Origin of the sequence: Pseudoalteromonas sp. R86517 (assembly GCF_042466295.1) — a bacterium.
In the GTDB taxonomy this organism is placed as follows: domain Bacteria; phylum Pseudomonadota; class Gammaproteobacteria; order Enterobacterales; family Alteromonadaceae; genus Pseudoalteromonas; species Pseudoalteromonas atlantica.
In genome coordinates this window covers 409078-430681 of the sequence record NZ_JAXHCB010000001.1, presented here as the reverse complement: position 1 = coordinate 430681, position 21604 = coordinate 409078, and the positions used below count along the sequence as shown (strand labels likewise).

Below are 21604 nucleotides of genomic sequence, written 5' to 3'. Positions count from 1 at the left end.
GCTTAATCACTATGCCTATTTTAAAAACAAGCGCGATTAAGCAACCTAAATATGTACATAACTAGCCTTGTAGCGCACAGGCGCAGGCAGTTATATACAAAGTGTTTAAAATTAAAAACTAGCTATAAAAATTGGGTGGCGGAACATCTGGTGGGTAATTTAAACCATTGTAGCAAGCAGGCTGAGCTGCTTGGCTTTTTTCAGGGTTTATAGATTGATTTAGTGTACTGTAGTAACCACAGTGGCAATGTTGATGGGCATGAATTTCGGTAGGTGGTTGCGCGTCTTCATCGTCTGTATCGGCCACAGACTGAACGTGCGAAGCATGATCGACTTCTTCTTGTAAATGATACGCGGCAGCATCACAGCTAATAAAGCTGTGTACAAGCACAAGAAGTATCACGACTAAAAAGTAGTTTGAGCGCATCCATTACCTAATTAAATTTAAAGTAGGTTCCTATTTTACAAACTAGGAACAGCGGAATATTAAACCCGCACGCGTCTTGAGGTCAATAAACAACGCGCAAAACCGTTGATAAAAGTTTACTGCCCTTCGTCTACACAACATTCGTTTTGTAAAAAACCAATTACATCGTCTAAGCGCTGGTACATAGCCACGCAATAAAGCGTGCGCCCTTCGCGCCTTTGGCTAATTAGCCCAGCGTTAACTAAGCCCGATATATGGTGCGAAAGTGTAGAGCCCGCCATGCTTAGCTCTTCTTGTATATTGCCAACACTAATTCCAGTGTGCCCTGCTTTAACTACACGCTTATATATAGTTAAACGCGTAGGATGGCCTAATTCTTTTAATGCTTTTGCAACGTCGATAATTTCCATTACAACCTCGTAATTTCTAAATTATTAGAAATAATAACAATTTGAATCTTTAAATACAGCTTTATTAGCAAGTTACCTTAAAAGTTAAAAATAAAACATTTAAAAACAAGGGTATAAAAACCATTTCTATATATCTAGAAATAAAGTATTGACGATGCTATTGCTCATCAATATACTTCTATAAAATTCGAAATATAACTTACTTAACGTAAGTTATACCTTGTGTACTTTGGAGTGCGTTATGAGTAATGAAATGCTAGCAATGGCAAAAGAGGCGTTAGGCATGTTTGCCTTTTTAGCCACAGAGTTAACTATTTTATTTATTGTTATTAGTTATTTAGTAGGTGTTTTACAGCTATTTATAACACCCGAAAAAATTCAATCCATTTTAAGTTCAAAAAACGGTAAGGGTTACGTTGTTGCTGCTTTATTGGGGGCTATTACACCATTTTGTTCGTGCTCAACCATTCCGTTTTTAAAAGGATTATTAAGAGCGAGAGCGGGCTTTGGCCCTATGATGGTATTTTTATTTGGCAGCCCGCTACTTAACCCGGTGATCATTGGGTTATTTGTAATTACCTTTGGCTGGCAGGTCGCTTTATTTTACTTTTTAGTGGCTATGGTGGTGTCGGTTGTAGCAGGCTATACCCTTGAAAAGCTAGGCTTTGAAAGGTATGTAAAACCAGAAGCTTACAGCACAGAATCTACTAGTAGCTGCGCAAAACCAAGCTGTAGTGAGCCTAAAGAAGTTGAGCCAAGCTGTGCAACCACAAGCTGCGGCGAACCTAAAGCAATAGAGCCTACTAAAAAAGCGCAGCCTAATCGCTGGGTAAAAGTGTGGCATGCAACCTTTAAAGACTTTAAACAGGTGTTTCCGTACTTAATGCTAGGGGTAGCAATAGGCTCGTTTATTTATGGCTTTATTCCTACCGAGCTAATTGCTAAATATGCGGGCGATGGTATGTGGTATGCCATTCCTATTGCAGCCATTATTGGTATTCCACTTTATATTAGAGCCGAAGCCGTTATTCCGCTAAGTGCCGCATTGGTCAAAAAAGGCATGGCGCTTGGCTCGGTAATGGCATTAATAATTGGCAGCGCGGGCGCAAGCTTAACAGAAGTTATTTTGCTTAAATCAATTTTTAAAAACCAAATGATAGCCGCCTTTTTGTTTGTCATTATTACTATGGCTATTGGTGCAGGCTTTTTATACCAAGCTATTTTTTAAATGCTCATTTTTCTAAACTCAGTGGGTGACACGCCCACTGATTTTTTAAACCGTTTTGAAAAATTAAATATATTAGGGTACCCCACATAAGCGGCAATATGGGCAACCGGCCAGCGGGTATTTAGTAGCAAGTTTTTAGCCCGTTTAATACGTAAGTAAATAAGCTGCTGCATTGGGCTTTTACCAAATTGTGCCTGGCATAACCTGTGTAAATGCGGTGCTGAGTAATGTACTTGTTCGCACATAGCCTCTATTGTCCAATCAAATTGCAGGCGCTCTTCTACTTCTAAAAACAAGCTGGTTAATCTATTTTGCCCGCCTATTTGCGGCTCGCTTTGAAGCGTAGTATTTAAGTAGTGGCTTAAAATAGGCATTACGCTTTCGCGCAAAGTAGCGTTTGTCTCGCTGTATAAAAGCTCCATAGCTAAATGTAATGGCGCTAACTGCTGATTAGTTAATACTTTAGCCTGCGCTAAATTTAAATGTTGCCAACGCTTGGTGTTTGCAAGGTTTAGCCAAATCACATCCCATTTTTCGCTCGCTATTTCTACCTCAAAACTTTGCCTTGCAGGCAGTATAGCTAAGCTATTTTCGGCAAGTGCATATTGGTTATTAATGGTTTTTAGCGAGCCCTGGCCAGCCAAAGTATAAAAAAGAGTGTGTTCAAGCGGGTTAGTACGTGCAACACAATAGTCACCCAATAAATTTGAGCAACCTGCCAGCTCTATTTCAAGGCTTGGCATTTGCGAAAGCGTGTTTAAATCAATAAACCGCTCTGTACACTCTGGGCCAATATCGAGTACATCTACAATGGTGTTGCGCATAATTTAAAATGATAGTTTTGGATAAATAAAAGAGAGCTTTAAGCATAACCGCAACGCGCTATTTTAGCTATATTTAAGCCACTATAATTGCCACACATGCAATAGGACACGAATGAACTCACTACAGCACATAATTAACCGCCGCGATTGGGAAAACCCAATTTCGGTGCAAGTTAATCAAATAAAAGCGCACAGCCCACTTAATGGTTTTAAAAGCGTTGACCATGCCCGTACAAACACACAATCACAAAAACAAAGTTTAAACGGCCAGTGGGATTTTAAATTATTTGATAAACCCGAAGCGGTTGATGAGTCATTACTAAGTGAGGCACTCGCCAGCGACTGGCAAAGTATTCCAGTGCCTTCTAACTGGCAATTACACGGCTTTGATAAACCTATTTACTGTAACGTTAAATACCCCTTTGCAGTAAACCCGCCATTTGTACCAAGCGATAACCCAACAGGTTGCTATCGTACTGAGTTTACTGTTACGGCAGATCAATTAGCGCAGCGTAACCATATTATTTTTGAAGGCGTAAACTCGGCGTTTCATCTTTGGTGTAACGGGCAATGGGTGGGCTACTCGCAAGATAGCCGCTTACCCAGCGAATTTGATTTAAGCGAGCTGTTAATTGCAGGTACTAATCGCATTGCGGTTATGGTTATTCGCTGGAGCGATGGCAGTTACCTAGAAGATCAAGACATGTGGTGGCTAAGCGGTATATTCCGCGATGTTAATTTACTTACTAAACCGCAACACCAAATACGTGATGTATTTATAACCCCAGATTTAGACGCCTGCTACCGCGATGCAGCGCTACATATAAAAACCGCAATAGATGCGCCAAATAACTACCAAGTAGCCGTGCAAGTTTTTGATAGGGAACAGGCGCTATGTGAGCCACACATACAAAGCACTAACAATAAACGTGTTGATGAAAAAGGCGGCTGGTGCGATGTCGTATTTCAAACAATTGATATACAAAGCCCTAAAAAATGGACCGCCGAAACGCCAACCTTATACCGCTGCGTTGTAAGCTTACTAGATGAGCAAGGCAATACAGTAGACGTAGAAGCCTATAACATTGGCTTTAGAAAAGTAGAAATGCTCAACGGGCAGCTTTGCTTAAACGGCAAACCGCTGCTTATTCGCGGTGTTAATCGCCACGAGCATCACCCAGAAAACGGCCACACGGTGAGTACCACCGACATGATTGAAGATATTAAGCTGATGAAGCAAAATAACTTTAATGCTGTACGTACCGCTCACTACCCTAACCACCCTCGTTTTTACGAGCTGTGTGACGAGCTAGGTTTATACGTAGTAGACGAAGCCAATATAGAAACTCACGGTATGTTTCCTATGGGAAGGCTTGCAAGCGATCCGCAGTGGGCTGGCGCATTTATGTCGCGCTATACGCAAATGGTTGAGCGCGATAAAAACCACGCCTCTATTATTATTTGGTCATTGGGTAATGAGTGCGGGCACGGTGCCAACCACGATTCGATGTACGGCTGGTCTAAAAGCTTTGACCCATCGCGCCCAGTGCAATACGAAGGTGGCGGCGCAAATACCACAGCAACCGATATTATTTGCCCTATGTATGCCCGTGTAGATACCCATATTGCCGACGACGCCGTACCTAAATACTCTATTAAAAAGTGGTTAAGCCTACCGGGTGAAACGCGCCCACTTATTTTATGTGAATACGCCCATGCAATGGGTAACAGCCTAGGTAGCTTTGATGATTACTGGCAAGCATTTAGAGAATACCCGCGTTTGCAAGGTGGCTTTATTTGGGATTGGGTAGACCAAGGTTTATCTAAAACTGATGAAAACGGTAAGCATTATTGGGCTTACGGTGGCGATTTTGGTGATGAACTAAATGACCGCCAATTTTGTATAAACGGCTTATTATTCCCAGACCGTACACCGCACCCAAGCCTGTTTGAAGCTAAATACAGCCAGCAACATTTACAATTTACGCTGCGAGAGCAAACTCAAAACCAATACACCGTTGATGTATTTAGCGATTATGTATTTAGAGCAACCGATAACGAAAAGCTTATTTGGCAGTTAATAGAAAATGGCCAATGTGTAGAGCAAGGCGAGCAAATTATTAATATTGCTCCACAAAGCACGCAAACGCTAACGATTAATACAAAAACGGTGTTTAAAGCAGGTGCGCAATATCACCTTAATTTAGATGTTGCGCTGATTAACGACTCAAGCTTTGCAAATGCCGAGCATGTATTAAACACCGAGCAATTTAAGCTTATAAATAGCCAAAGTTTAAGCGCTAATGCATTTTCGCCTGCTATAGCAAACGCCTCAACGCACGGCGCACTAAATATTAGCGAAACCAACACACAGCTAAATATTGAAGGCGATACCTTTAAACTTGTGTTTAATAGCCAATCAGGCCTTATTGAGCAATGGTTACACAATCAAACCCAAGTTATTTATAGCCCATTGGTTGATAATTTTTACCGTGCCCCGCTTGATAACGATATAGGCGTAAGCGAAGTAGACAACCTAGACCCTAACGCATGGGAAGCACGCTGGTTAAGAGCGGGTATTGGGCAGTGGCAGCGTACATGTCGCTCGTTTGAAGTAGTGCAATCAACCGTAGATATACGTATTACCTGTGTATTTAGTTATGAATTTAATGGCGCAGTACAAGCAAAAACAACTTGGCTTTATACACTTTATAATACCGGTGAAATTAGCTTAAAAGTTGATGTACAACTAAACGATACTCTCCCGCCCATGCCACGCATAGGGTTAAGCACAACGCTTAATAAACCAAGCGATACACAAGTAAATTGGCTTGGTTTAGGCCCATTTGAAAACTATCCAGATCGTAAAGCGGCTGCGCGCTTAGGGTTTTACAGCGCACAATATAATGAGCTACATACACCGTATATATTCCCAACCGATAATGGCGTACGTAGTGATTGCCAATTACTTAGCATTAATAATTTAACCGTAACTGGTGCGTTTTTATTTGCCGCCAGCGAGTACTCACAAAGCATGTTAACGCAAGCAAAGCACACCAATGAGCTAGTAGCTGATGATTGCTTACATGTGCATATTGACCATCAACATATGGGGGTTGGCGGCGATGACTCGTGGAGCCCAAGTACCCATAAAGAGTATTTACTAGAGCAAAAGCAATACAACTACTCTTTAAAATTTAGTGCTAAATAAAACAGCGCTTAATCCATACAAAAATAGCGGCTAATTTAGCCGCTATTTTTTAATACTGAATTGTTATTTATTACTACTGAGGCAGCGATTTGTTCGCTAACTTTTTAGCAATTACGTTATCAAACGATAAGCTACCTGCCCCTTGTATAGCCAGTGCAGCCGTTGCAACTAACAAAGTAAGTGCGAACTCATAGCCGTTGTTTGCTACAAATAAACCATGACTAATGTGCACGCTAAATATCGCAATCAGCATAGTAAACGCCGTAACTACAGCTGCTGGGCGCGTTAATAAACCAATGGCTAAGGCAATACCGCCAAAAAATTCAGCGCTGCCTGCCATCATTGCAAGCCAATAGCCAGGCTCAAGGCCAATGCTTGCCATCCACTGCCCTGTGCCTTCAAGGCCGTAGCCGCCAAACCAAGCAAATAATTTTTGTGCACCGTGCGCTGATAAAATTAAACCAACGGGTACACGTAAAATAAGTGCTGCTATGCCTGCGTTAGAGCTTAATAATGAGTGTAAGTATTTCATAGTGTGATCCTGTTTTATTGTTAATAGGGCTAGTAACCAATGAGTACAGTTTACTATCATCATTTAAAACAATTAATACGAATATTATTGCCAAATTATCAACATGGTGTTTTTAATTGCTTAACTAAGTTGCGGCTATTTTGTACTTAGCGGGCATAAACACCTCAGGAGCTAGTTTAATGGCGCACTTTTAAGCGTTATTAAACAGTAAACTAATAGCTAAATAGTCCGGTTCTGCTAGTATAAAAAAAGTAGTAAAAATTGGATCCGCTTATGAGCTATAAAGGTAATAGATTGACGTTTTTCCCACCTAAAAATAAGGGGGCGCTCTTTTTTGTTTTTATTACTTTGCTCACGTTATTTATTACTTTTGATTCTCATGCTGCCGATACATGTAAAATAAAGCACTTAAACTCACCCACGCCTGTCTCTGTGCTAAAGGTAAATACTCCTTCTGAACTCACTGCTCAACGCGGTGTTAATCAATATCAAATAAGTTGCTCTGTTAAAAATGGTGGCGTACTAAGCTTTTTACGCCCGGGGCTAGATAGCTTTACTTGGCAGCAAAACAACACTGTAAAAGCGCCCTTAAAAGCAGGGCAAGTAGCCTACTTAATGGACTCGGGGGCTTTTACAGCCACAATAACATTAGAATCAAAGCTTAATTACACACCGCGGTTTAAATGGCAGCCAACTCATATTTATTTTAAAAAAGCACAGCAACATTCGCTGATTATGGGCTCATTTTATGGCTTGTGCATTACACTTATTTTTTATGTATTAATAATGGGACATAGACTTAACGAAAGTGTATTTAAGCTCTACAGCATTTACATTTTTTGTATTGGCAGCTTTATTTTACTCCAAGAAGGGCAACTGTATTTATTTGTAACGCAGCATGTATCTGGCGTTATTTTTAACTTATACCTACTTAGCATTGGCTTAACCGTACTAAGTGCCACGTGGTTTATGCTTGCGTTACTCGAGACTAATAAACGCTGGCCTAAATTAACTAAGCTGCTCAAAACATTGGCCTGTACTGTAATGCTATGCGCGGTACTTAAAATGCTCGTTACCGACCTGTTATTTTGGACAATAGCAGGGCATATAATGGCTTATTCTTCGCTGTTTATTGTGGCTGTTATTTTTACTTTAGCAGCAATGCAAGCCCTCAAAGGTGTACGCGAGGCAACACTCGTATTTGTAGCGCTTAGCTTTGTATTAGTAAGTATGATTTTTAGGGTGCTGCTTATTAACCAAAGCCCGTTTATGCAGCGTTATGGGTTTGTGTTAGCGTTTGCGGTTGAATCATTTTTATTAGCTGTTGCGGTTTCAAGGCGCATAAGCCGAATGCGAATTGCACAAAAGCGTGCCGAAACCGAAGCAGACTACGACCCCCTTTGTGGTATTTTAAACCGCAGGGGCTGGGCTAAAAAATCAACCGCGCTTATCAATATGCACGCCAAAAAAGGCGGCGTATTATGCTTGATGTATATAGATTTAGACGACTTTAAACAAATAAACGACAGCTACGGCCATGCTGTAGGCGATGACGTTTTATGCAACGTTGCCAGTTGCTTAAAAAGCAGTGTTCGCAGCAGCGATGCTGTAGGGCGCTTAGGCGGTGATGAATTTGTCGTACTTGCACATTTTTATACTAATGCGCAGGTAAATCCTAAAACTCATCATTTAAAAACCGCCTTAAATAGGCTCACAATAAATCACAACAACGACCCTATAGCCATTAAAGCGAGTATGGGTACTACCGTATTTAGTGAACCGCCCCACTCTATTGATGAAATTTTAAAAGCGGGCGACACCGCCATGTACCACGAAAAAATACAACGAAAGGTTAAACCGCTCACGTTAGTAGATGGCTAAATTTAAGTAATACTGCTTATTGCTATTAAACCGTAGCCGGCTTGGCAAATTGTTTACGGTTTACATAGTGGCTCATAATAATGGTAAATAAAGTTGAGCACACTGCAGCCGCTGCATACACCTGCCAAATCACAAATTCAAACTTAAGCGCGAGTGCAATCACAGCAAAAAACACACAGCCCCCTAACGAGCCAATAATGCCGCCGTTAAGCACCTTATACGCCGAGTATTTTTTATCACTTGCATGCGCAATACTGCCCATAACCGCCAAAATTACCGGAAAAGTAGAAAGTAACCCGCTCCACATTGCCCCTATTTTTGCCGATATAAACGTAACTAACATAATAAAGCAGCTGACCAGTAACATTTTTAGCGGCAGCTCCCACGCAGCGGTAAAAGGTTTGGCATCGGGCGCAAATTTTAACTTACTCGATGCCAGCGCAAGCACCAATAAAGTACTGAGCGAAAGCACCGATGCAAAGGCAATATTCACCGGCAATAACAAGGTAAATGCACTAAAAGCGCACCATAGTGTTAATGCAGCAAACAGCGCTTTAACTACCCCGTATTTTGCAAGCATGGCAGCATAACAAAAACAAAATAAGCCTATACCGCTCATGCCATACAGCGACGCCACAGCCGAGTTACTCGCAAATAACTTACCTTGCTCAAGCGCAATAAAATACGAAATAGGGCCCGATGTAATAGGCAAGCCCGGAATAATACCGCTCACAAAACTGCCAAAGCGTTTTTGAGCAAAGTGAATAAATAATAAAAGTAATGGCGCAATGGTGAGTTTTAACAGCAACATAAATAACTATAAAGTATGAGAGTTGCGCGTTAGTCTACGTTTAAAATTCCGTACTGTAGAGTGAATAAATATCACTCATACGGTGTAATTATTTTCATCTATAGGTACAAAAAAGGCCACTACAAAAGTGGCCTATTCTTTAATAAATATTGCTTACGCTTTTTTAAATAAAACCTCAGGGTTTACCATGGTTTTCATTTCAAGCACGTTGCCGTTTGGATCTTCAATAAAAAAGGTTTCTTGTTCAAACTCATCACCAACAAAACGGCGATACGGTTTATCTAGGTATTCAAGCCCCGCATCTTCTATACGTTTTTTTAAACCCTTAAATTCATCTTCTGATAAATGAATACCAAAATGCGGTACCGCCACTGCGCCCATATCTACATCGTGGCGAACAGTGGGTAAGCGCTCTTCGCTTTGGTGTAAGGTGAGCTCATTACCCCAAAAGTCTATGTCTACCCAGCGCCCTTCTTCGCTGTTCCCTGTTTTACAGCCAAGCACATCACAGTAAAACGTTTTCGCTACTTTTAAATCGCCAGCGGGTATAGCCAAGTGCAAACAGTTAGACATAAATTACCTTTAATCTTTTAAATTTGTATATTAATAACCTCTATTATACATAAAATATAATTTATGAAACATTAACAGCCACAAATAAGCATAGTTAATACCAACCCAGCTTAAAAAGTAGCCTTAATAACATTTAACGCTAACACCCACATTTTATTTATTAGAGATAGTTAGAAAGCGTAAAAGGATTAGTTTAAAATGCGCTGCTATGATTAAATTCTTATTTTTAAAGTTTATAACCTTCTTTTTAGGCTTTGTAGCCTGCTTTGCCATGCACACAACTTTTGCATTGCCTTTAGTTATTTCGGCGGCGCTTACAGGGCTAATTGGCTCGTTTATTCCTTTTCCTGCTCGGTTTAAAAACCATCCCTATGCGGCTATTTACGCAGGTAGTTTTGCCGGCATGTGCTCTACACACTTAATTACAAGTTATTGGGAAATAGCCATAATTTCTGTTATTGGCGCCAGTCTATATGTGCTTACCATAAATATGTTTACCGGATTTGGCGGTAAGCTTGGCAGTGTTGCCTTTGCAAGCGTGGCTTTATTTATGTTGGCCAAAGGAATGGTTTTATGAATTTAGAATACCCGTTTATAGCCTTATTAGGTGCGTTTTTAACGTTTTACTTAGCCAAACATAATCGTTTTGACGGCATACGTGCATCGGCCTCGCTTTCTATTATTGCTTATTTACTATTAAGTGCTTTAAACCTAAACCCCGACTTATACTCAGTCGTGTTTTTTGGCGGCACATTTATAGGCATGAGCGCCCCACACCGATTTGGTATTTATACCGTTGCCAGCTCATCTATTTTATTTTCGTTTTTATTTGAATACCTAGTACCAAAGCTTGATGGTTATGGCGGTGCCTTAGGTGTGAGTGCGTTTTTATCTATTTGTATTTGCCATATGTTTATTTTACTCGGAGCGCCAAGAAGTAAAAAGCCACTTGGCTAAATCACTCGTTTTTAACTTTAACACTACTGGTTGGGTAGCCAAATAGTACTTTGCATTTAGCTTTTAACCCTTTCGCCGTATAGGTACTTTTTAATAAATGAGCCCACTGATGAAACGTTATTATTAGTGGGTTATTGCTATTTAGCTGCCCTACTATGCCGTATTTACAGGGCTGATTTTTGTCTTCTTCTACAAAGGTGCCAAACAACTTATCCCAAATAATAAGTACACCGGCAAAGTTTTTATCAAGATAGCGTTTATTAATTGCATGATGAACCCTGTGGTGCGATGGCGTATTAAATACGCTTTCAAACCAGCCTAACTTAGCCACTATTTGCGTGTGCACAAAAAATTGATACGCCAAATTAAGTGCCACTACGCTAAATACGGTTAAAGGGTCAAACCCTAGCAGTATCATAGGCAGCCAAAATACCCACATGCCGGCTACTGGGTACATTATGCTTTGCCTAAACGCAGTGGTAAAATTCATTTTAGTGGAGCTGTGGTGCACCACATGCGCAGCCCACAACCAATGAATATGATGCGACGCACGATGAAACCAATAGTACAAAAAATCTTGCAGTAAAAATGCAAAAGCAACGCTTAATACACTTAGCTTTATATCAAATAAACGGTACTCGTAAAGCATGTAAAAAAATGGCATAAGTAGCAGCAGTGCCATTGCATCTGCGCCTTGGTGCAACAAGGCTAAAACGGTGTTTGCTAGGCTGTCTTTTATATTGTAATAGCGCTTAAATTTTACAAATTCAAAGCATACAAACACTAAAAAAACAGGGCTTAGGGCAAGTAAAATAATTTCTGAGCTCATACTTTGCCCGCCATAAAGTAATGCTGCAGTTTATTTAATGCCTGGGTTATATCTTTACTAATTAGGTGTTTTAGCAAAGCATTTGGCAGCCACCACGGCGCTTTGCAGCGTATACAATAATTAAGCTCAGTAGTGATACTTTTAGCGCCTTTATTAGCAACTAAATAAATATCACCTTGATGGTGCGCCACAGGCTTATTACCTTCTATTCGATAGCAAATGTGGCTGGGGTTAGCCATTATTATACGCTCATTAAACGTGGCATTTGCCATTTTCACTTGCCTAATAGCGCCTTTACCGCCTTTTAGCTCACCGCTATTTGCTGTTTTTATTAGCTCAAACTTGGCATTAAAAAAGCGATCTAACTGCTGATGATCCAACAAGGTGGTTATAATTTGCAAAGGATCTGCATTAAGCGTTTGTTTTATTGATATAAAGATCATTGTTTACAGCGAAGATAATTTCTCATGTAACTAGCATATAAAAATTGAACATGGCAAGCTTGCTCATACACGACCATTTTTTAGCTTTAGACGACAAATGCATACACTGGCTGATCATTACTTTTCGAGCATTTTAGATTACTTGCAAACCCAAGGGATTGATTCTAATACGGCTCTTAAGGCAATCGGGTTTACTGAATTTAGTCGCCAGCATAGTCAGCAATTAGCACCCCGTATTAGTTTACAAAGTTACAATGCGCTGCTTGTGTATGGTCAAAAAGCGCTAAACGATGCGCTGTTTGGTTTTACTTTAGGTATGCACATTCGCCCCGCAGATTACGGTATATTGGGCTATTTAATAGAATCGAGCGATACCCTAAGTAGCGCTATAAAGGCACTGTTAAATTACGACAGCTTAGTGGCAGATATTGGTAAAGCGCAGTTTTTGCAAGTTGCAGACACCGCTACGGTGCGCTGGCATGCTCATCCTCATTGTAATGAACAAGTAGTATTACGAAACATGACTGCGTGGGTAAGCGTTATTCGCCAATTGATAAACGCATCACTTTGCCCAAGCAGTATCAGCTTTATACATAATTGGCCTAAAAGGCACACACAACAGTTAGAAGCGTGGTTTAAATGCCCCGTTATAAGCGGCGCAGCGCATAACCAAATAAACTTTCCGAGCAGTTATTTAAACCTTGCCTTTAAAACCGACAACGCCATTGTAAATGCTACATTTAAGCAGCTTTCACAACAGCAGCTATCGCGTTTTAAAAGTCAGCAGTGCTTAACAGAAAAAGTTAAACAGCTACTTATTGCAAAAACAACATTACAAAATTGCCAGCTTATTGCAGTTGCAAGCGCACTAAACGTAACACCGCGCACGCTACAGCGACATTTAAAAAAACAACATGTAACCTTTGCGCAATTGCTCGAACAAGAAAGAAAAAACCGCTCCCACACGTTAATTGGCACGCTCCCACTTAGCGAACTAGCTAACCTGTTAGGCTTTAAAGATCAGAGCTCGTTTAATCGTGCTTTTTTACGATGGCACCATTGCACACCCACACAATTTTTAAAACGTAAATGAACCGCAGTGTTATTCACATTAAATAAACATTTATGGTATACCTTTTAATCAACACTCTTTAAACTAGAGCGCATAATAATTAAAAATGTGGGTTATATTTGTGCGTGTAGTATTAAGTATTTGTGTGTTTATGCTTTATAGCGCCATGTGCAACGCACAAACCATTACCTTTGTAGCAGAAGATCTCCCGCCTTATCATTTTATAAATGAAAATAACGAACCCGACGGCGCATTAGTCGATTTAGCCAAAGCCACCATTAAACACACAAAGCTATCCGCCAAGTTTGAAATAATTCCTATGGCGCGTATTTTTACAATGCTTGAAAACAACCCAAATGCAATTGCGTTGTCTCTTTTAAAAACCCCCATTAGAGCAAGGCAATACACCTGGCTAGGTGAGTCATACTTTGCCGATGCTTATTTAGTTAGCTTAAAAAACCGTACTGATGAAGTTACCCACCTTAATCACGCAAAATTTTACCAAGTGGCCACAATACGTGGCTATTCAAGTGCCACCTATTTGAAAAACGCCGGTTTTACTGAAGACAAAAACCTAGTTCTTGTAAGCTACTATCAGCAACTGTGGCAAATGCTTTATAAAAAACGCATCGACTTTGTACTAACCAATACACTTACATTAAATAACGAGCTAAAGCACTCAGGCCTAAATCCCAATTTAATAACTAAGCGAATTCATTTAACCGACTACCCTTCAAAATTATATTTTAGTGCCAACAAAACCCTAGATAAACACACCGCAAGCGCTATTAGCCATGCACTTAACACGCTAAAAGAAAACGGCGAATATCAGGCTATTTTAACCAAGTGGCAGCTACCGCTTCCGGCTACTGCCAACAAGTTGTAATAAACAGGGTCTATAATTTTAGCAACGCAAACACTGCTAGTTGGCTATGCGAACAATTAAAACACCTCAGGGTATAAAACTCAGTTACCAAGACGAAGGCGATAAAAAAGCCCCCGCAATCATACTTATTATGGGTTTAGGCGCACAAATGACCGTGTGGCCGGACTCGCTTTACTACACCTTAGTAAAAAAAGGGTTTAGGGTTATACGCTTTGATAACCGCGACACTGGCCTTTCTACTCATTTAGAGCACCACCCTAGCCCGAGTTTATTTAAATCGTGGTTAAGTAAACGCCTGCCCATACGCACGCAAACGCCCTATTTACTTGATGATATGGCAAACGATGTATTGGCGCTTATGGCGGCGCTTAAAATAAAAAAAGCGCATTTTGTAGGTGCTTCTATGGGCGGTATGATTGCTCAGCTAATTGCAGCTCAACATAAAAAAAAGGTGCTAAGTTTAACCACTATTATGTCAAGCTCTAGCCTGCCAAGGCTGAGTGCCAAAAGCATTGGCGTATTTATAAAGCTTGCCAAATTAAAGCCCAAAACATCCAGCCGTGATGAGGCAATAAACTACAACATTAAACTTAACCAACTTATTGGCAGTCCCGCTTACCCTCAATCAGAAGACGCACTTCGCCATCATGCAACGCAAATTGTAGAGCGCTCGCATAATCCAAGTGGCTACAAACGCCACCTTATTGCTATGGCCGCGAGTAAAGACAGGCAGCATTTAATTCGTAAAATTAAAACGCCTACTTTAGTAATTCATGGTAGCGACGATGTGGTAATACCCGTAAGTGCAGCAAAAAAAACGGCAAGCCTTATAAAAAAAGCCAAACTAAGAGTAGTCCCTGGGATGGGCCATAACTTTGCGCCAGAACTTATGCCTCTTATGACAAAGTGGATAGTTAAGCATGTAAAAAAAGCACAGCGCAAACACCTAAATAAAAAACGCAAAAAACAACAGCAACAAAAAACCACTTTGGTATAACCAAAAAGGCACTATAAAAACTACGAAAACAAAAAATTGGTAATATTGATATTTTAAATTGGTATGTTAGATTAAAGTTAAGCGAAGTTAATATCGCTCATTTTTAATATCATCACACAGAGACAACAATGAAAAATCTAACATCTACCTTTAAACTCACAGCACTGGCTGCTGTTACCCCTTTGCTATTTATGGGCTGTGCCAGCACTAGTACACCTGTTGATAGTAATGTCGCAGTACCTGCGTCAAAATTTGATTTATCGCAATGGAAAATAAACGTACCTGTAGATCTCAATAACGATGGAAAAATAGATACCGTAGACGTAGAAGAGATCCAAACCTATGCGCACCCTGATTTTTTCTACCTTGATGATCAAGGTTATATGGTATTTACCTCGCCAAATAAAGCGCTTACCAGTGCAAATTCAACCAATACCCGCAGTGAACTAAGACAAATGATCCGCGGCACCAATACCAAAATAAAAACTAAAAATTCAAAGAATAACTTTGCCCTAGCTGTACACCCGCTATCGGAGCGTTTTGGCTCGGTAGGCGGAAAAATGGAAGCCACCCTAAAGGTGGATCATGTTGCACTACGCGCTAACGACCCTAATAAAAAAGCCGCTTATTCTGTGGTGGTAGGGCAAATTCACGCAGGTAAAGATCAAGCCCTAATAGATACAAAACTGGGTTTTGGCTGGGGTAACGAACCACTTAAAATTTATTATAAAAAATGGCCTGGCCATAAAACCGGATCTGTTTTTTGGAACTACGAACGTAACTTACCAAAAAAAGATCCTAACCGTACCGACATTACATACCCTGTGTGGGGGAATACCTGGGAAAACTCAGACGATCCCGGTGTGGCGGGCATAGCGCTTGGCGAAGACTTTAGTTACACAGTAAACGTGCATAAAAACATGATGTACTTAACCTTTAGCGCCCAAGGCAAAAAAGACGTTAATTACGCAATTAACTTAGGCAATAACGTAGATGCCTATGGCAAGGTAGATGATAAAGATCACCCTAATGGCTATGCTGCCGATTGGCATTACTTTAAAGCGGGTGCATATAACCAATGTAGCACCAAAAGCGCTAAAGGCATTTGGTACCCAGGTTGTTTAGGCACGGGCGATTGGGCCACCGACAAACAAAATGGTGATTACGCCCAAGTGAGCTTTAAAAAATTAGTATTAAGCCCATCAACTAAGCCGTAAGCGTTGTTGTAGTTAAGTAGTTTTTAAGTGATGTAAACAGTGGCGATGGTAAATTATTAATGTCGCACCAGCGCCACTGCATACATTTATTTGGCTCGTTTAGCACAGGCTCGCCGCTCTCGTAATCGGCTTTTACATATAAAGTAATGTAGTGTTTATTGTCAGCACTAAAAATATCGTTAGTAAAATCAAGCTTAGTAATTTTACTCACATTTAGCCCTGTTTCCTCAAATACCTCGCGTATTGCGCACTGCTCAACACTTTCACCAAATTCTAAATGCCCACCAGGCGTTGCCCATGTATTTGCACCATGCACCCCTATTCGCTCACCTAATAAAATAGTGTTTTGGCGCATTATAATAACCGCAACCCCTACTCTTACTACGTTACTCATATTGTGTTTTCTCTTATTTTAATTGCGCGCCATGCTGAGCCACACGCTTTGTATTGTCAATTTTGTATTTTAAAACCCAAAGTGTTGTTTAACTTTTAGCCGACCATAGTCGAATACCTATCGGTTAAAAAAAAGCCTACCTTTTGTAAGGTCTCTCACACACATTTAGTATTAGGAGCCCACTATGTTAGGCCCATATAAACAACAATACGAAAGCTTTAAACAAAACCCAGCACAATTTTGGCTTGAACAAGCAAAGCGCCTACCTTGGTATAAAAAGCCCGAAAACGCCTACACACAAGACACTGACGGCCTTTACCATTGGTTTGATGATGGCCAACTAAACACCAGTTTTTTAGCGCTCGACCAACACGTTATTGCCGGTTTTGGCGAGCAAACCGCGCTTATTTACGACTCCCCCGTAACCAATACGCAGCAGAAGTATAGCTACTACCAGCTACAGCAAGAGGTAGCTAAATTTGCCGGTGTAATGCAATCGTTAGGCGTTAGTAAAGGCGACCGCGTTGTTATTTATATGCCCATGATCCCCCAAGCTGTAATAGGCATGCTGGCCTGCGCCCGATTAGGCGCTATACACTCTGTGGTATTTGGTGGTTTTGCAGCGCATGAACTTGCCGTACGTATAGACGATGCTAAACCTAAACTCATACTGAGCGCTTCGTGCGGTGTAGAGGTAGATAGCGTAATAGAATATAAGCCGCTGATTGATCACGCCATAGATCTTGCCAATCATAAAATAGATCACTGCGTTATTTACCAGCGCGAACAAGTAGCTGCCACGCTTATCCCCACAAGAGATATTAACTGGGATGAGGCAATGCAAACAGCCACTGCAGTAGAGCCAGTACCTGTAAGTGGGCGTGATCCTCTTTATATTTTATATACCTCAGGCACCACAGGTACGCCTAAAGGCGTAGTGCGTGAAAACGGCGGCCATGGTGTTGCTATGCACTACAGCATGGAAACCGTTTACGGCATGCAGCCCGGCGAGGTGTTTTGGGCTGCCTCAGATATAGGCTGGGTCGTTGGGCACTCCTACATAGTGTATGCCCCGCTAATTTATCGCTGCACAACAGTATTGTTTGAAGGCAAACCAGTTCGCACACCTGATGCCAGTACATTTTGGCGAGTAGTAGAGCAATACCAAGTAACTGCATTATTTACAGCGCCCACTGCGTTTAGAGCCATCAAAAAAGAAGACCCTAACGCAGAGGGCTTTAAGCAATACAACACCAGTAGTTTAAAACGCTTATTTTTAGCGGGAGAGCGGCTCGACCCGCCAACGTATAACTGGCTAAAAGAAAAAACCAACCTGCCAATACTCGATCACTGGTGGCAAACAGAAACCGGCTGGGCTATTGCCTGTAATCCTGTAGGCATAGAAGAATTAGTAACAAAACCAGGTAGCTCTACCGTGCCAACTCCTGGGTTTGATGTGCAAATATTAAATATGCAAGGCGAGCAATGCGCACCAAACGAGCAAGGCGTGGTGGCTATAAAATTGCCGCTGCCGCCAGGTTGCTTACCCACCATTTGGCAAAACACAGCGCGCTTTAAAACCGGTTATTTAACTCAGTACCCGGGGTATTATCTTTCCGGCGATGGTGGTTACATAGATGACGATGGTTACCTATTTATAATGGGCCGCACCGACGATGTTATAAACGTAGCAGGCCATAGGCTTTCAACCGGCGAAATGGAAGAAATAGTCGCATCCCACCCAGCCGTTGCAGAGTGCGCGGTGTTTGGGGTTACCGATACACTAAAAGGCCAATTACCGATGGCCATGATCGTACTTAAAAACGACTTTACCGGCTCCCCTACCGATGTAGAGCAAGAGCTTGTGCAAACAGTACGCAACCAAATAGGCGCTATAGCGTGCCTTAAAACGATAGTAAGCGTAGAGCGATTACCAAAAACTCGTTCAGGTAAAATACTACGCAAAAATTTACGTCAACTGGTCGATGGCGACGAACTACAAATTCCTTCAACCATAGACGATGCCGGTATTTTTGAAGAAATAAACCAGCAGCTCACCCTGCGTTAAATCCAACCTAACAAAGCCATTTTATATTTAAAATAAAATGGCTTTTACTTTGACTGAAATTTTATACTCATTAGCACTTTCTTACTTAATGCTAGGGTCTGTTGATCTTTTAAGGTTAAATTTGCAGCTGTCTGTTTGGTATTTAGGCAAGGCAGAGCCTATATAGTGTGGTTGTTCCCCACAAATAGGCGATAACGTAGCATTAATGCCAAACAGGCGCTGCCCAAAGGGTTCTTCCTAGGGGCTATTTACTCTTTGTTGCCTACATGGATGTAGGTAAAGGGCGTGAGCAGGACGCGGAAGCTTTGCTCGGCTTTTACTTAGCCCACTAGGTTACAAACCTCGCGCCGCGATTAAATAGCCCCTAATTTGAACAAATTTTAATCCGCAAAGGTCAACAGACCCTTAGAACATTAAACAGGATTGTGCATGCTTCGCTTAATACAAACACTACTTACCACCAGCCTACTATTTACAGGTTTTATGGCGCAAAGTTACGAAATTGAAGATTTAGGCGATGGCCTCCACCGCTTTATTGACGACAGACACCGCTCGGTATTTTTAATCACCCCACAAGGTGCAATAGTTACCGACCCACTTAATAAAAAAGCCGCCACTTGGTTAAAGGAGCAAATTAAAACCCGCTATAACGTACCCGTTAAATACGTTGTATACAGCCATAATCACAGCGACCATATTTACGGCGCAGAGGTATTTAAAAGCCCGCACACAACCTTTGTAGCGCACAAACTTACCGCGCAAGATATTAAAAACACGAAAATAAAAACGGTTATGCCTAACCTTACTTTTGATGATGAACTAATACTTAGCCTTGGCGGCTCAACCTTAAAACTTAACTACCACGGCCCTAACGATGGCCGAGGCTCGGTAAGTATGCTGTTCGAAAAGCAAAAAACACTATTTGTGGTCGATTGGATAGTCATTGGCAGAATGCCATGGCAAAAACTGTGGAGCTACGATATTCAAGGTATGATTAATTCAACCCAAGCGGTATTAAATTACGACTTTAATACCTTTGTGGGCGGCCATGCCGATATGGGTAATAAAGCCGATGTTGCACGTTATTTAAGTTATATAGAGCAACTGTACAACCAAGTAACCGCCGCAGCGCTTGCAGGGCAAAGCCTAGAGCAAATAAAACAAAACGTTAAGCTCGATGAATTTTCAGATTTAAAGCAATATAAAGCATGGCTGCCACTTAATATTGAGGGCGTATACGAGCGCCTTATGGAAGAGTCGGGCATGGGCTGGCGCAGCGATTTATAAATTGTATGTGTATGCATTTATAGCTTAAATACAAGTGCATACGTATTCACATTGAATTAACAATGCGAGCTTGTGATAGTGCACTTTTTGTATGCTAAGGCGCCACCATGAAATTAGTTGCTTTACTGTTTAGCTTATCAATATTTGTAGTGCATACCAGCTATGCAAACACGGCCAAAGTGCAAGTAAGCAAGGGCCAAATTGAAGTGATCGACAATATAGAATCACAGTTTGTAAAAAACCGTTTTTTAAATGTATGGTTACCGCCAGGTTACAGCAAAAACACCACCTACGATGTACTTTACATGCACGATGGCCGCATGCTGTTTGACGCCAATAGCACATGGAACAAACAAGAGTGGCGCGTAGATGAAGTAGCCGGCTCATTAATAGAGCAAGGCAAAGTACGCCCATTTATTGTGGTAGGCATTCCAAACGCCGTTGAAAACCGCCACAGCGAATACTACCCACAACAACCGTTTGAGGCCTTGAGCAAACAAAAGCAAAATGCCCTATACCAGTTAGAAAAATACCCAGGCCACAAATTATTTGCCTCTAAGGTGTACTCAGACAACTACTCACGCTTTTTAGTTAAAGAAGTTATTCCTTACATAGAGTCTAACTACAACGTAAACAAAGGCGCGCAGCACCGCTATATTGGTGGCTCTAGCATGGGTGGGCTTATATCGTGGTATACACTACTTAATTACCCTAACGAATTTGCCGGCGCTATTTGTATGTCGACCCACTGGCCGGGTATTTTTAGCCACGACGACGAAGTATTTGCCGAGTTTAAAAATTACATTGCCAACAACATCGCAAAGCTGAGTAACCAAAAAGTGTATTTTGATTACGGCGACAGCACTTTAGATGCCATGTACCCTAAGCTACAAGCGCAAATTGATGATTTATTTATGGTGCAACAATACCCAGCAAAGCTATGGCAAAGCCAGTATTTCCCGGGGGAAGATCACACCGAAAACGCGTGGGCAAAACGCTTACACATTCCCCTTGAGTTTATGTTTAGAAAAACCAAGCAAGCTGCCCCCGAATAATCATTTACAAGTATTATCCTATCAGTAATCACAAAAAAGCGGCTTAATGTTTACTACGTTAAGCCGCTTTTTTAATAGACTTTTAAACCGTTTTAAAACGTAGGTCGGAAGCGCAGCACCGTCCGACAATTAACGGCGCTTAAAGCTCATTAGTCTTACCAAGCATTCATAGGAACCTCTAAAGGAACTTGGCTACCATCCTCATTTTCTAAAACTAACTGTAAGATGTCCCCTGACTCCTTTCGCATTAATTTTTTTGCTTTACTGGCAGGGCAGCCCGGAATTTTACAGCCTTCTATAGAAATAATTTTTTGCCCTGCAACAATCCCTGCTTTTTCAGCGGGTGAATTAGGCTTTACGTTTTCAATAATAAATGACATTACTTTTGGGCTAAAAAAGCCATCCGCCCCAACGTTCCCTACAACTCCAAGCTTCACTTCTTCTGCTGCCAAGGCATTAAAAGAAATAATTGATATTAAAATAATTATAATTTTGAACATAA

The 21604-nt window shown here is 41.1% G+C and carries 22 protein-coding genes; 12 read left to right on the top strand and 10 right to left on the bottom strand.

The window, feature by feature from the left end; translation table 11 throughout:
• Positions 1 to 118: 118 nt before the first annotated feature.
• Positions 119 to 427, bottom strand: coding sequence for a hypothetical protein (locus SJY38_RS01985; RefSeq protein WP_377109216.1), 309 nt, complete (start codon positions 425 to 427; stop codon positions 119 to 121).
• Positions 428 to 543: 116 nt separating this feature from the next.
• Complete coding sequence (locus tag SJY38_RS01980; RefSeq protein ID WP_024033207.1) at positions 544 to 837, bottom strand: helix-turn-helix transcriptional regulator; 294 nt, start codon at positions 835 to 837, stop codon at positions 544 to 546.
• 241 nt (positions 838 to 1078) lie between these two features.
• On the opposite strand from SJY38_RS01980, the gene SJY38_RS01975 reads away from it, so the two are divergent.
• Entirely contained in the window at positions 1079 to 2065 is a 987-nt protein-coding gene (locus tag SJY38_RS01975) for a permease (protein ID WP_054982782.1), read from the top strand.
• Here SJY38_RS01975 and SJY38_RS01970 read toward each other — a convergent pair.
• Positions 2062 to 2889 carry a helix-turn-helix transcriptional regulator gene (locus SJY38_RS01970; RefSeq protein ID WP_377109215.1) on the bottom strand — a complete coding sequence of 276 codons (828 nt, stop codon included), beginning with the start codon at positions 2887 to 2889 and terminating at the stop codon, positions 2062 to 2064. The genes SJY38_RS01975 and SJY38_RS01970 overlap by 4 nt on opposite strands.
• A 112-nt stretch (positions 2890 to 3001) precedes the next feature.
• Between SJY38_RS01970 and SJY38_RS01965 the strand changes: the two genes are divergently transcribed.
• Positions 3002 to 6100, top strand: a complete 3099-nt coding sequence (locus SJY38_RS01965) for a beta-galactosidase (RefSeq protein WP_377109214.1) — start codon at positions 3002 to 3004, stop codon at positions 6098 to 6100.
• A 73-nt stretch (positions 6101 to 6173) separates the two neighbouring features.
• Here the strand turns inward: SJY38_RS01965 and SJY38_RS01960 are convergent, their stop codons facing one another.
• On the bottom strand, positions 6174 to 6632 hold the full coding sequence (locus SJY38_RS01960) for a DoxX family protein (protein ID WP_377109213.1): 459 nt from the start codon (positions 6630 to 6632) through the stop codon (positions 6174 to 6176).
• A 294-nt stretch (positions 6633 to 6926) separates the two neighbouring features.
• Between SJY38_RS01960 and SJY38_RS01955 the strand changes: the two genes are divergently transcribed.
• On the top strand, positions 6927 to 8513 hold the full coding sequence (locus SJY38_RS01955) for a diguanylate cyclase (protein ID WP_377109212.1): 1587 nt from the start codon (positions 6927 to 6929) through the stop codon (positions 8511 to 8513).
• A 25-nt stretch (positions 8514 to 8538) separates the two neighbouring features.
• Here the strand turns inward: SJY38_RS01955 and SJY38_RS01950 are convergent, their stop codons facing one another.
• On the bottom strand, positions 8539 to 9324 hold the full coding sequence (locus SJY38_RS01950) for a hypothetical protein (RefSeq protein WP_232423966.1): 786 nt from the start codon (positions 9322 to 9324) through the stop codon (positions 8539 to 8541).
• A 153-nt stretch (positions 9325 to 9477) separates the two neighbouring features.
• Complete coding sequence (locus SJY38_RS01945) at positions 9478 to 9897, bottom strand: VOC family protein (protein WP_377109211.1); 420 nt, start codon at positions 9895 to 9897, stop codon at positions 9478 to 9480.
• A gap of 271 nt (positions 9898 to 10168) precedes the next feature.
• Here SJY38_RS01945 and SJY38_RS01940 point away from each other — a divergent pair, with 271 nt between their 5' ends.
• Positions 10169 to 10474: a hypothetical protein gene (locus SJY38_RS01940; RefSeq protein ID WP_036963831.1), complete on the top strand. Its 306-nt coding sequence runs from the start codon at positions 10169 to 10171 to the stop codon at positions 10472 to 10474.
• On the top strand, positions 10471 to 10854 hold the full coding sequence (locus SJY38_RS01935) for a hypothetical protein (RefSeq protein ID WP_004586056.1): 384 nt from the start codon (positions 10471 to 10473) through the stop codon (positions 10852 to 10854). The genes SJY38_RS01940 and SJY38_RS01935 overlap by 4 nt, the downstream gene beginning before the upstream one ends.
• Before the next feature lies 1 nt (position 10855).
• Here the strand turns inward: SJY38_RS01935 and SJY38_RS01930 are convergent, their stop codons facing one another.
• Positions 10856 to 11683, bottom strand: a complete 828-nt coding sequence (locus tag SJY38_RS01930) for a sterol desaturase family protein (protein ID WP_377109210.1) — start codon at positions 11681 to 11683, stop codon at positions 10856 to 10858.
• Positions 11680 to 12126 carry an SRPBCC family protein gene (locus SJY38_RS01925; protein ID WP_377109209.1) on the bottom strand — a complete coding sequence of 149 codons (447 nt, stop codon included), beginning with the start codon at positions 12124 to 12126 and terminating at the stop codon, positions 11680 to 11682. The genes SJY38_RS01930 and SJY38_RS01925 overlap by 4 nt, the downstream gene beginning before the upstream one ends.
• 97 nt (positions 12127 to 12223) lie before the next feature.
• Between SJY38_RS01925 and SJY38_RS01920 the strand changes: the two genes are divergently transcribed.
• The 4 genes from SJY38_RS01920 (at position 12224) to SJY38_RS01905 (ending at position 16298) form a co-directional block, all read left to right on the top strand.
• Positions 12224 to 13219: an AraC family transcriptional regulator ligand-binding domain-containing protein gene (locus tag SJY38_RS01920; protein WP_377109208.1), complete on the top strand. Its 996-nt coding sequence runs from the start codon at positions 12224 to 12226 to the stop codon at positions 13217 to 13219.
• 94 nt (positions 13220 to 13313) lie between these two features.
• Positions 13314 to 14084 (top strand): ABC transporter substrate-binding protein, encoded by a 771-nt coding sequence (locus SJY38_RS01915; protein WP_126008777.1) that lies wholly within the window; start codon positions 13314 to 13316, stop codon positions 14082 to 14084.
• 46 nt (positions 14085 to 14130) lie between these two features.
• Positions 14131 to 15081, top strand: a complete 951-nt coding sequence (locus SJY38_RS01910; RefSeq protein WP_377109207.1) for an alpha/beta fold hydrolase — start codon at positions 14131 to 14133, stop codon at positions 15079 to 15081.
• A gap of 128 nt (positions 15082 to 15209) precedes the next feature.
• Positions 15210 to 16298, top strand: a complete 1089-nt coding sequence (locus tag SJY38_RS01905) for a polysaccharide lyase family 7 protein (RefSeq protein ID WP_377109206.1) — start codon at positions 15210 to 15212, stop codon at positions 16296 to 16298.
• Here the strand turns inward: SJY38_RS01905 and SJY38_RS01900 are convergent.
• Positions 16288 to 16692 carry an NUDIX hydrolase gene (locus tag SJY38_RS01900; protein ID WP_377109205.1) on the bottom strand — a complete coding sequence of 135 codons (405 nt, stop codon included), beginning with the start codon at positions 16690 to 16692 and terminating at the stop codon, positions 16288 to 16290. The genes SJY38_RS01905 and SJY38_RS01900 overlap by 11 nt on opposite strands.
• 184 nt (positions 16693 to 16876) lie before the next feature.
• Between SJY38_RS01900 and SJY38_RS01895 the strand changes: the two genes are divergently transcribed.
• From SJY38_RS01895 to SJY38_RS01885, 3 genes are all read left to right on the top strand, one after another.
• Positions 16877 to 18760 (top strand): AMP-binding protein, encoded by a 1884-nt coding sequence (locus tag SJY38_RS01895; RefSeq protein WP_377109204.1) that lies wholly within the window; start codon positions 16877 to 16879, stop codon positions 18758 to 18760.
• Between the two features lie 429 nt (positions 18761 to 19189).
• Positions 19190 to 20047, top strand: a complete 858-nt coding sequence (locus SJY38_RS01890; RefSeq protein WP_377109203.1) for an MBL fold metallo-hydrolase — start codon at positions 19190 to 19192, stop codon at positions 20045 to 20047.
• A 107-nt stretch (positions 20048 to 20154) separates the two neighbouring features.
• On the top strand, positions 20155 to 21102 hold the full coding sequence (locus SJY38_RS01885) for an alpha/beta hydrolase (RefSeq protein WP_377109202.1): 948 nt from the start codon (positions 20155 to 20157) through the stop codon (positions 21100 to 21102).
• A 155-nt stretch (positions 21103 to 21257) separates the two neighbouring features.
• Here SJY38_RS01885 and SJY38_RS01880 read toward each other — a convergent pair whose 3' ends face one another.
• On the bottom strand, positions 21258 to 21602 hold the full coding sequence (locus SJY38_RS01880; protein ID WP_024033228.1) for a PDZ domain-containing protein: 345 nt from the start codon (positions 21600 to 21602) through the stop codon (positions 21258 to 21260).
• Positions 21603 to 21604: the final 2 nt, after the last annotated feature.

Coding starts and splice junctions, on each gene's coding strand:
- SJY38_RS01985 (WP_377109216.1), bottom strand. CDS start 427: ATGCGCTCAAACTACTTTTTAGTCGTGATACTTCTTGTGCTTGTACAC.
- SJY38_RS01980 (WP_024033207.1), bottom strand. CDS start 837: ATGGAAATTATCGACGTTGCAAAAGCATTAAAAGAATTAGGCCATCCT.
- SJY38_RS01975 (WP_054982782.1), top strand. CDS start 1,079: ATGAGTAATGAAATGCTAGCAATGGCAAAAGAGGCGTTAGGCATGTTT.
- SJY38_RS01970 (WP_377109215.1), bottom strand. CDS start 2,889: ATGCGCAACACCATTGTAGATGTACTCGATATTGGCCCAGAGTGTACA.
- SJY38_RS01965 (WP_377109214.1), top strand. CDS start 3,002: ATGAACTCACTACAGCACATAATTAACCGCCGCGATTGGGAAAACCCA.
- SJY38_RS01960 (WP_377109213.1), bottom strand. CDS start 6,632: ATGAAATACTTACACTCATTATTAAGCTCTAACGCAGGCATAGCAGCA.
- SJY38_RS01950 (WP_232423966.1), bottom strand. CDS start 9,324: ATGTTGCTGTTAAAACTCACCATTGCGCCATTACTTTTATTATTTATT.
- SJY38_RS01945 (WP_377109211.1), bottom strand. CDS start 9,897: ATGTCTAACTGTTTGCACTTGGCTATACCCGCTGGCGATTTAAAAGTA.
- SJY38_RS01940 (WP_036963831.1), top strand. CDS start 10,169: ATGCACACAACTTTTGCATTGCCTTTAGTTATTTCGGCGGCGCTTACA.
- SJY38_RS01935 (WP_004586056.1), top strand. CDS start 10,471: ATGAATTTAGAATACCCGTTTATAGCCTTATTAGGTGCGTTTTTAACG.
- SJY38_RS01930 (WP_377109210.1), bottom strand. CDS start 11,683: ATGAGCTCAGAAATTATTTTACTTGCCCTAAGCCCTGTTTTTTTAGTG.
- SJY38_RS01925 (WP_377109209.1), bottom strand. CDS start 12,126: ATGATCTTTATATCAATAAAACAAACGCTTAATGCAGATCCTTTGCAA.
- SJY38_RS01920 (WP_377109208.1), top strand. CDS start 12,224: ATGCATACACTGGCTGATCATTACTTTTCGAGCATTTTAGATTACTTG.
- SJY38_RS01910 (WP_377109207.1), top strand. CDS start 14,131: ATGCGAACAATTAAAACACCTCAGGGTATAAAACTCAGTTACCAAGAC.
- SJY38_RS01905 (WP_377109206.1), top strand. CDS start 15,210: ATGAAAAATCTAACATCTACCTTTAAACTCACAGCACTGGCTGCTGTT.
- SJY38_RS01900 (WP_377109205.1), bottom strand. CDS start 16,692: ATGAGTAACGTAGTAAGAGTAGGGGTTGCGGTTATTATAATGCGCCAA.
- SJY38_RS01895 (WP_377109204.1), top strand. CDS start 16,877: ATGTTAGGCCCATATAAACAACAATACGAAAGCTTTAAACAAAACCCA.
- SJY38_RS01890 (WP_377109203.1), top strand. CDS start 19,190: ATGCTTCGCTTAATACAAACACTACTTACCACCAGCCTACTATTTACA.
- SJY38_RS01885 (WP_377109202.1), top strand. CDS start 20,155: ATGAAATTAGTTGCTTTACTGTTTAGCTTATCAATATTTGTAGTGCAT.
- SJY38_RS01880 (WP_024033228.1), bottom strand. CDS start 21,602: ATGTTCAAAATTATAATTATTTTAATATCAATTATTTCTTTTAATGCC.